This window comes from Pseudomonas sp. NPDC089554, assembly GCF_050280645.1.
Classification (GTDB): domain Bacteria; phylum Pseudomonadota; class Gammaproteobacteria; order Pseudomonadales; family Pseudomonadaceae; genus Aquipseudomonas.
The window spans coordinates 1-6,905 of sequence record NZ_JBNNVR010000148.1 but is presented as its reverse complement, the minus strand read 5'-3'; the positions used below and the strand labels follow the sequence as shown (position 1 = coordinate 6,905).

6 protein-coding genes and 1 pseudogene are annotated in these 6,905 nt (G+C 61.7%); 2 read left to right on the top strand and 5 right to left on the bottom strand.

Annotated elements, in window-relative coordinates; genetic code table 11:
* From ACQKPE_RS25435 to ACQKPE_RS25415, 5 genes and pseudogenes are all read right to left on the bottom strand, one after another.
* Positions 1-372, bottom strand: a pseudogene (locus tag ACQKPE_RS25435) (adenosine deaminase); the annotation flags it as partial.
* Between the two features lie 65 nt (positions 373-437).
* On the bottom strand, positions 438-1,124 hold the full coding sequence (locus ACQKPE_RS25430) for an SDR family oxidoreductase (protein WP_427669448.1): 687 nt from the start codon (positions 1,122-1,124) through the stop codon (positions 438-440).
* Positions 1,125-1,487: 363 nt separating this feature from the next.
* Positions 1,488-2,072: an IMPACT family protein gene (locus ACQKPE_RS25425; protein ID WP_427669447.1), complete on the bottom strand. Its 585-nt coding sequence runs from the start codon at positions 2,070-2,072 to the stop codon at positions 1,488-1,490.
* 9 nt (positions 2,073-2,081) lie between these two features.
* Entirely contained in the window at positions 2,082-2,744 is a 663-nt protein-coding gene (locus tag ACQKPE_RS25420; protein ID WP_275639703.1) for a TetR/AcrR family transcriptional regulator, read from the bottom strand.
* Positions 2,745-2,811: 67 nt separating this feature from the next.
* Entirely contained in the window at positions 2,812-3,729 is a 918-nt protein-coding gene (locus ACQKPE_RS25415; protein WP_427669446.1) for a LysR family transcriptional regulator, read from the bottom strand.
* A gap of 118 nt (positions 3,730-3,847) precedes the next feature.
* On the opposite strand from ACQKPE_RS25415, the gene ACQKPE_RS25410 reads away from it, so the two are divergent.
* Positions 3,848-5,194, top strand: a complete 1,347-nt coding sequence (locus ACQKPE_RS25410; RefSeq protein WP_427669445.1) for an aspartate aminotransferase family protein — start codon at positions 3,848-3,850, stop codon at positions 5,192-5,194.
* A 70-nt stretch (positions 5,195-5,264) separates the two neighbouring features.
* Positions 5,265-6,758, top strand: a complete 1,494-nt coding sequence (locus ACQKPE_RS25405; protein WP_427669444.1) for a CoA-acylating methylmalonate-semialdehyde dehydrogenase — start codon at positions 5,265-5,267, stop codon at positions 6,756-6,758.
* Positions 6,759-6,905 lie beyond the last annotated feature (147 nt).

The window sequence follows — 6,905 nt, the reverse complement described above, 5'->3', positions numbered from 1 at the left end:
GCGGCCATCCTTGAGTGCCTGGTCGATGCCGGCGAGCACCACTTCGAAGGGAATGCCACGGTCGGTGTGGGTTTGCGGGTCGAAGAACGGTTCGGTATGCACGACATTCTGTGCTTTGCAGCGTTGCAGGTAGGCCCAGGTCAGGTCGTAGAAGTCCTGCTCGGTACGCAACACGTCTGCGCCTTGGTAGTACAGGTCGAGGAATTCCTGCAGGTTGTTGAAGGCATAGGCGGCACGCAGGGCTTCTACGTCGGCCCAGGGCAGGGCGACCTTGTTGCGTTCGGCCAGGGTGAACAGCAACTCAGGCTCCAGAGAGCCCTCCAGGTGCATGTGCAGTTCGGCTTTGGGCAAGGCGTTGAGCCAGTCATACATGGTGTGCGATCTCGAATCAGGTACGGTTGCCGACATTCTACAGGGCCATGTGTCGAGGCGTGGCATTACCAGGTCAGGGCGTCACCCTTGTAGTTGATATAGCGCAGGCCGCCTTGGCCGCGGTGTGCCTTGATCTGTGCAAGCATGCCGCCCGTGCTGGTCAGCACGTCGATGTCGGCGTCCTCGCCACCCATGTCGGTCCTGACCCAGCCAGGGTGCATGGCCAGTACGCAGAGGTCCGGGCGTTGCGACTCGACCACGAAGGTATTGATCATCGAATTCAGGGCGGCCTTGCTGGCCTTGTACAAGCACACCTCGTTGCCGGCCGGGATCGCCACGCTGCCAAGGGCGGAGCTCATGAACGCCAGCACGCCGGTGCCTTCGCGGATCAGGCCAACCAGCCGGCGCGCCACGCGGATCGGCGCCACGGCGTTGGTCATGAACAGTTCACCGATATCTTGAGTCTGGACGGTTTCCAGGTCCTGGGGCAAGGGGCCTATCACACCGGCATTGACGAACACCAGGTCCAGCACTTCGCCTTGCAGGCGCTGTTTCAGTGAGTCGAGTTGGCGGGTGTCGTTCATTTCCAGGGCTTCGATACGTACGCCAGGTACCTCACCCAGTGCGCCGGGTTTGGAGGTGTCGCGAACGGTGGCGATGACGTTCCAGCCGTCCTCGTGCAGGCGCTGTACGAGGCCCAGGCCCAGCCCACGGGAGGCGCCGATAATCAGGGCAGTTCTTGAGGTGGACATGGGGGCACTCCTCGATCGCTGAAGGAAAGGTTTTGAGCATACTCCAGGCGCGTGGCACCGTCGGTCTTGCAAGTGAACAAAAAATAGCCAGGTCCGCCGGAGCTTGGCCATTGCGGCGCTTGGCTCATCAACTAACGGGTTATCCACAGGCTGCTCCACAGGTATTGTGGGCAACCTGCTGGTCATCACAGGGTCACACTGCATTGGCGCTTGGGGATAACTGACGAAAAGTCAGTAGGTTGCGGCTGTCATCAAACCTTGATCAAAATATGCTCAACCTGGTGCAGGCCTTGTGGGACAAGGCCTGCAATAGAGTACCCCAAGCTTATCCACAGGCGGGCCCACAGTAGTTGTGAGCAAGCTTCAGCCGCGTTCCAGGCGAATTCGGCCGCGGCTGAGGTCTGCCAGTTGTTGCTGCAGTGCGTCCAGGTGCATGTCGCCCAACGCTATGCGCAGCTCTACGCCATTGGCGGTAAATTGCTCCTCCACGATCAAGCCATCCACCTCGGCCAAGCGTAGCTTGAGCAGTGCCAGTTCGCTGAAGGTACAGCTGCACGTGAATTCGCTGCGCTGCACCAGCACGCGTTTCTCTGCTTGTTGCAGGCATTTGTTGGCCCCGCCGCCGTAGGCGCGGGCGAGGCCGCCGGTGCCCAGTTGAATACCGCCATACCAGCGAATCACCAGCACCACGACCTGGTCGCAGTCCTGGGCCTCGATGGCCGTCAGAATCGGCCGTCCGGCGGTTCCCCCCGGTTCACCGTCATCGCTGCTGCGGTATTGCGCGCCCAGCTTCCACGCCCAGCAGTTGTGGGTGGCGGCTGGGTCGCTGTGGCGTTCGATGAAACCCATCGCCTCGGCGGCGCTGCTGATGGGGCCGGCGAGGGTGATGAAGCGGCTCTTGCGGATCTCCTCGCGAAACTCGCAAAGGTCGAGCAGGGTAGAAGGCATAGGTGTGTGTCAGGCCGGCGGGGTGATGCCGCAGCCTTTGAGAATGATGTGGATAAGGTTGTTGCTGGCGTCTTCCATGTCCTGCTTGGTCAGGCGGCTGCGCCCGGTGACCTGGCAGATCTGCGTGGCGAAGTCGGCATAGTGCTGGGTACTGCCCCAGAGCAGGAAGATCAGGTGTACCGGGTCGACCGGGTCCATCTTGCCTGCATCGATCCACGCCTGGAATACCGCCGCGCGGCCCCGGAACCATTCGCGGTAGTCGGCGCTGAAGTACTCGCTCAGGCACTGTCCGCCGCTGATCACCTCCATGGCGAAGATCCGCGAGGCCTGCGGGTTGCGCCGGGAAAACTCCATCTTGGTGCGAATGTACTGGCTCAGGGCTTGGGCAGGGTCGTCATCGACGCTCAGGGCATTGAAGGTGCTGTCCCACAACTCGATGATGTTGCTCAGCACGGCGATGTAGAGGCCCAGCTTGTTGGTGAAGTAGTAGTGCAGGTTGGCTTTGGGCAGGTCGGCCTTCAGCGCGATGGTGTTCATGCTGGTGCCCTTGAAACCGTGGCGGGCGAACTCGTCTTCGGCGGCCTGGATGATGGCCTGTTCGTTCTTCTGGCGAATACGGCCAGCGGGCTTGCCCGAGGCGGAAAGGCGATGCGCAGGGACTTCAAGGGTCATGGACGTTTCCGTACAGGTCTGTGGCAACGGGGGACAGATTACCTGCCTGTGCCGAAGTGACAAAGCATTAGCGTGTGGCTGCCAGGCTTTCCAGGAAACTCTCCAGCACCAGGTTGGGCCTGCGCCCCTTGCGTGTCACCCAGCTCAGGCCCAGGTCATAGAAGCGCTGCGCGGGCTTCAGCGCACGTAGGCGGCCTTGTTGTACCCAGAACGTGGCGTAGTGATCGGGTAGGTAACCAATGTAACGTCCTGTAAGAATTAGGAAGGCCATGCCTTCACGATCCGACGCGCTGGCGGTGCAGTGCAGGGCCTGGTAGTGCGCCTGGATATCGGCCGGCAGGCGGAAGGTCGGGGCGATGGCGTCCTGGCTATTGAGGCGCTGGTCGTCGAGCAGTTGGTCGTCGGCGTAGAACAGCGGGTGGCCAACCGCGCAGTAGAGCAACGAGCGTTCGCTGTACAAGGGCTGGTACTCGAGCCCGGACAGCGGGCTGGTCTGCGGTACCACGCCGACGTGCAGGCTGCCGTCGAGCACCCCCTGCTCGACCTGGCTGGGGGCGATCATGCGGATCTGTATACGCACATCCGGGCCGCGATCCTTGAGTTGCGCCAAGGCATGGGTGATGCGCATGTGCGGCAGGGTCACCAGGTTGTCGGTCAGGCCGATGTTCAGCTCGCCGCGCAGGTGCTGGTGCAGGCCGTTGACCTCGGTGCGGAAGGTTTCGAGGGCGCTGAGCAACTGCAACGCTGAATGGTAGACCTCACGCCCTTCCTCGGTCAGCGAGAAGCCGGCGCGCCCGCGTTGGCACAGGCGCAGGCCCAGGCGCTGTTCCAGGTCGTTCATCTGTTGGCTGATGGCCGAGCGGCCTATGCCCAACACGTTCTCCGCTGCCGAGAAGCCACCGCATTCCACGACGCTGCGGTAGATCTTCAGTAGGCGGATGTCGAAATCACTGACTTGGGCGAGGGGATCGGGACGACGGCTCATCTGTTTAGCCTGCTGCTACCTGAAGATTAGAAATGTTGGATTTTTCAGACTTTATCCCCATGACAACGTAGTCGCAATAACTCACATCGTTGCCCAATCGTCTCGCGAGGAACCGCCGATGAACCTGCCCGAAAACGCCCCGACCGGCCTGGCCAGCCAGCTGAAGCTGGATGCTCACTGGATGCCGTACACCGCCAACCGCAACTTCCAGCGCGACCCGCGGTTGATCGTGGCGGCCGACGGCAACCATTTGGTCGACGACAAAGGCCGCCGGATCTTCGATGCGCTGTCGGGCCTGTGGACCTGCGGCGCCGGTCACACGCGCAAGGAAATCACCGAAGCGGTAGCCAAGCAGTTGAGCGTGCTGGATTACTCTCCTGCCTTCCAGTTTGGCCACCCGCTGTCGTTCCAGCTGGCCGAGAAGATCACCGAGCTGACGCCGGGCGACCTGAACCACGTCTTCTATACCAACTCGGGCTCCGAGTGCGCCGACACCGCACTGAAAATGGTGCGTGCCTACTGGCGCCTGAAAGGCCAGGCCACCAAGACCAAGATCATCGGCCGTGCCCGTGGCTACCATGGCGTGAACATCGCCGGCACCAGCCTGGGTGGCGTCAATGGCAACCGCAAGCTGTTCGGGCAACTGCTGGACGTCGATCACCTGCCGCACACTGTGCTGTCGGTCAATGTGTTTTCCAAGGGCATGCCGGAAGAGGGCGGTATCGCCCTGGCCGACGAGATGCTCAAGCTGATCGAACTGCACGATGCGTCGAACATCGGTGCCGTGATCGTCGAGCCGCTGGCCGGTTCCGCAGGTGTGCTGCCACCGCCCAAGGGCTACCTCAAGCGCCTGCGCGAAATCTGCACCCAGCACAACATCCTGCTGATCTTCGATGAAGTGATTACCGGTTTTGGTCGCATGGGGGCAATGACTGGCGCCGAGGCGTTCGGGGTGACGCCGGACCTGATGTGCATCGCCAAGCAGGTAACCAACGGTGCCATTCCGATGGGCGCCGTCATCGCCAGCAGCGAGATTTACCAGACCTTCATGAACCAGCCTACGCCGGAGTACGCCGTGGAGTTCCCCCATGGCTACACCTACTCGGCACACCCGGTGGCCTGTGCCGCGGGTATCGCTGCGCTGGACCTGCTGCAAAAGGAAAACCTGGTGCAGTCCGCCGCAGAGCTTGCGCCGCACTTCGAGACCCTGCTGCATGGCATCAAGGGCACCAAGAACGTCGTCGACATCCGCAACTACGGCCTGGCGGGTGCAATCCAGATCGCTGCCCGTGATGGCGACGCCATCGTTCGCCCATACGAGGCGGCCATGAAACTGTGGCAAGCCGGCTTCTATGTGCGCTTCGGTGGCGACACCCTGCAGTTCGGCCCAACGTTCAATACCCAGCCACAAGAGCTGGACCGCCTGTTCGACGCGGTGGGTGAAGCCCTGAACAAGGTCGACTGACTGTTCCGATTCCGACGCCGGGCGCTTCATCTCAAGCGCCCGCCATCATCTTCTTTATAGGGAGTTCTGCATGAGCATCGTTCAGCACCTGATTCACGGCGAACTGGTTTCCAAGGGCGAGCGCACCGCCGATGTCTACAACCCGTCTACCGGCCAGGCCACCCGCAAGGTCGAGCTTGCCAGCCGTGCCACCATCCAGCAGGCCATCGATTCGGCCAAGGCTGCCTTCCCGGCCTGGCGCAATACTCCACCGGCCAAGCGCGCCCAGGTGATGTTCCGCTTCAAGCAATTGCTGGAGCAGAACGAAGCGAAGATTTCCCAGCTGATCAGCGAAGAGCACGGCAAAACCCTCGAAGACGCTGCCGGTGAGCTCAAGCGCGGTATCGAGAACGTGGAGTTCGCCTGCGCAGCGCCAGAGCTGCTCAAGGGCGAGTACAGCCGCAACGTCGGGCCGAACATTGACGCCTGGTCGGACTTCCAGCCGCTGGGCGTCGTCGCGGGTATCACCCCGTTCAACTTCCCGGCGATGGTTCCGCTGTGGATGTATCCGCTGGCAATCGCCTGCGGCAACGCCTTCATCCTCAAGCCATCGGAGCGTGACCCGAGCTCGACGCTGTTCATCGCCCAGTTGCTGCACGAAGCAGGCCTGCCCAAGGGCATCCTGAATGTGGTGCACGGCGACAAGGAAGCGGTGGATGCGCTGATCGAGGCGCCGGAAGTGAAGGCGCTGAGTTTCGTAGGTTCTACGCCGATTGCCGAGTACATCTATGCCGAAGGCACCAAGCGCGGCAAGCGTGTGCAAGCGTTGGGCGGCGCGAAGAACCACGCGGTGCTGATGCCCGATGCCGACCTGGACAACGCGGTGAGTGCGTTGATGGGCGCGGCCTACGGTTCGTGCGGCGAGCGCTGCATGGCCATTTCGGTAGCCGTGTGCGTGGGTGACCAGGTCGCCGATGCACTGATCGCCAAGCTGGAGCCGCAGATCAAGGCGCTGAAGATTGGTGCTGGCACCTCCTGCGGCCTGGACATGGGCCCGCTGGTGACGGCGGCGGCGCGCGACAAGGTGCTCGGCTACATCGACGACGGCGTGGCGGCAGGCGCCACGCTGGTGGTGGATGGCCGCGATTTGCGCGTAGCCGGCAACGAGGATGGCTATTTCGTGGGCGGTACCTTGTTTGACCGGGTGACTCCCGAGATGCGCATCTATAAGGAAGAGATCTTCGGACCGGTGCTGTGTGTAGTGCGAGTGAATAGCCTGGAAGCGGCGATGCAACTCATCAACGACCACGAGTACGGCAACGGCACGTGCATCTTCACCCGTGATGGCGAGGCTGCGCGGTTGTTCTGTGATGAAATCGAAGTGGGCATGGTCGGTGTGAACGTGCCACTGCCGGTGCCGGTGAGCTACCACAGCTTCGGTGGCTGGAAGCGGTCGCTGTTCGGCGACTTGCATGCCTATGGCCCGGATGGTGTGCGTTTCTACACTCGACGCAAGGCGATCACCCAGCGCTGGCCGCAACGTGCCAGCCATGAGGCTTCGCAGTTCGCGTTCCCGAGTTTGTAAGGTGTTAAAAGCAAAAGGGGAGGCCGTCAGGCCTCCCCGCTTTGTTTTTGCTTTTTATGAAGTTTTCTTGAAATAAAGGGTTGACGGGGTTTCTGAGGCCCTTATAATGCGCCCCACTTCCGACGTAGTCGAAGCGCAAAACTCCTT

Excerpts from the sequence above, each read along its gene's own strand:
- ACQKPE_RS25430 (WP_427669448.1), bottom strand. The coding sequence starts at position 1,124 with ATGTCCACCTCAAGAACTGCCCTGATTATCGGCGCCTCCCGTGGGCTG.
- ACQKPE_RS25420 (WP_275639703.1), bottom strand. The coding sequence starts at position 2,744 with ATGACCCTTGAAGTCCCTGCGCATCGCCTTTCCGCCTCGGGCAAGCCC.
- ACQKPE_RS25425 (WP_427669447.1), bottom strand. The coding sequence starts at position 2,072 with ATGCCTTCTACCCTGCTCGACCTTTGCGAGTTTCGCGAGGAGATCCGC.
- ACQKPE_RS25405 (WP_427669444.1), top strand. The coding sequence starts at position 5,265 with ATGAGCATCGTTCAGCACCTGATTCACGGCGAACTGGTTTCCAAGGGC.
- ACQKPE_RS25415 (WP_427669446.1), bottom strand. The coding sequence starts at position 3,729 with ATGAGCCGTCGTCCCGATCCCCTCGCCCAAGTCAGTGATTTCGACATC.
- ACQKPE_RS25410 (WP_427669445.1), top strand. The coding sequence starts at position 3,848 with ATGAACCTGCCCGAAAACGCCCCGACCGGCCTGGCCAGCCAGCTGAAG.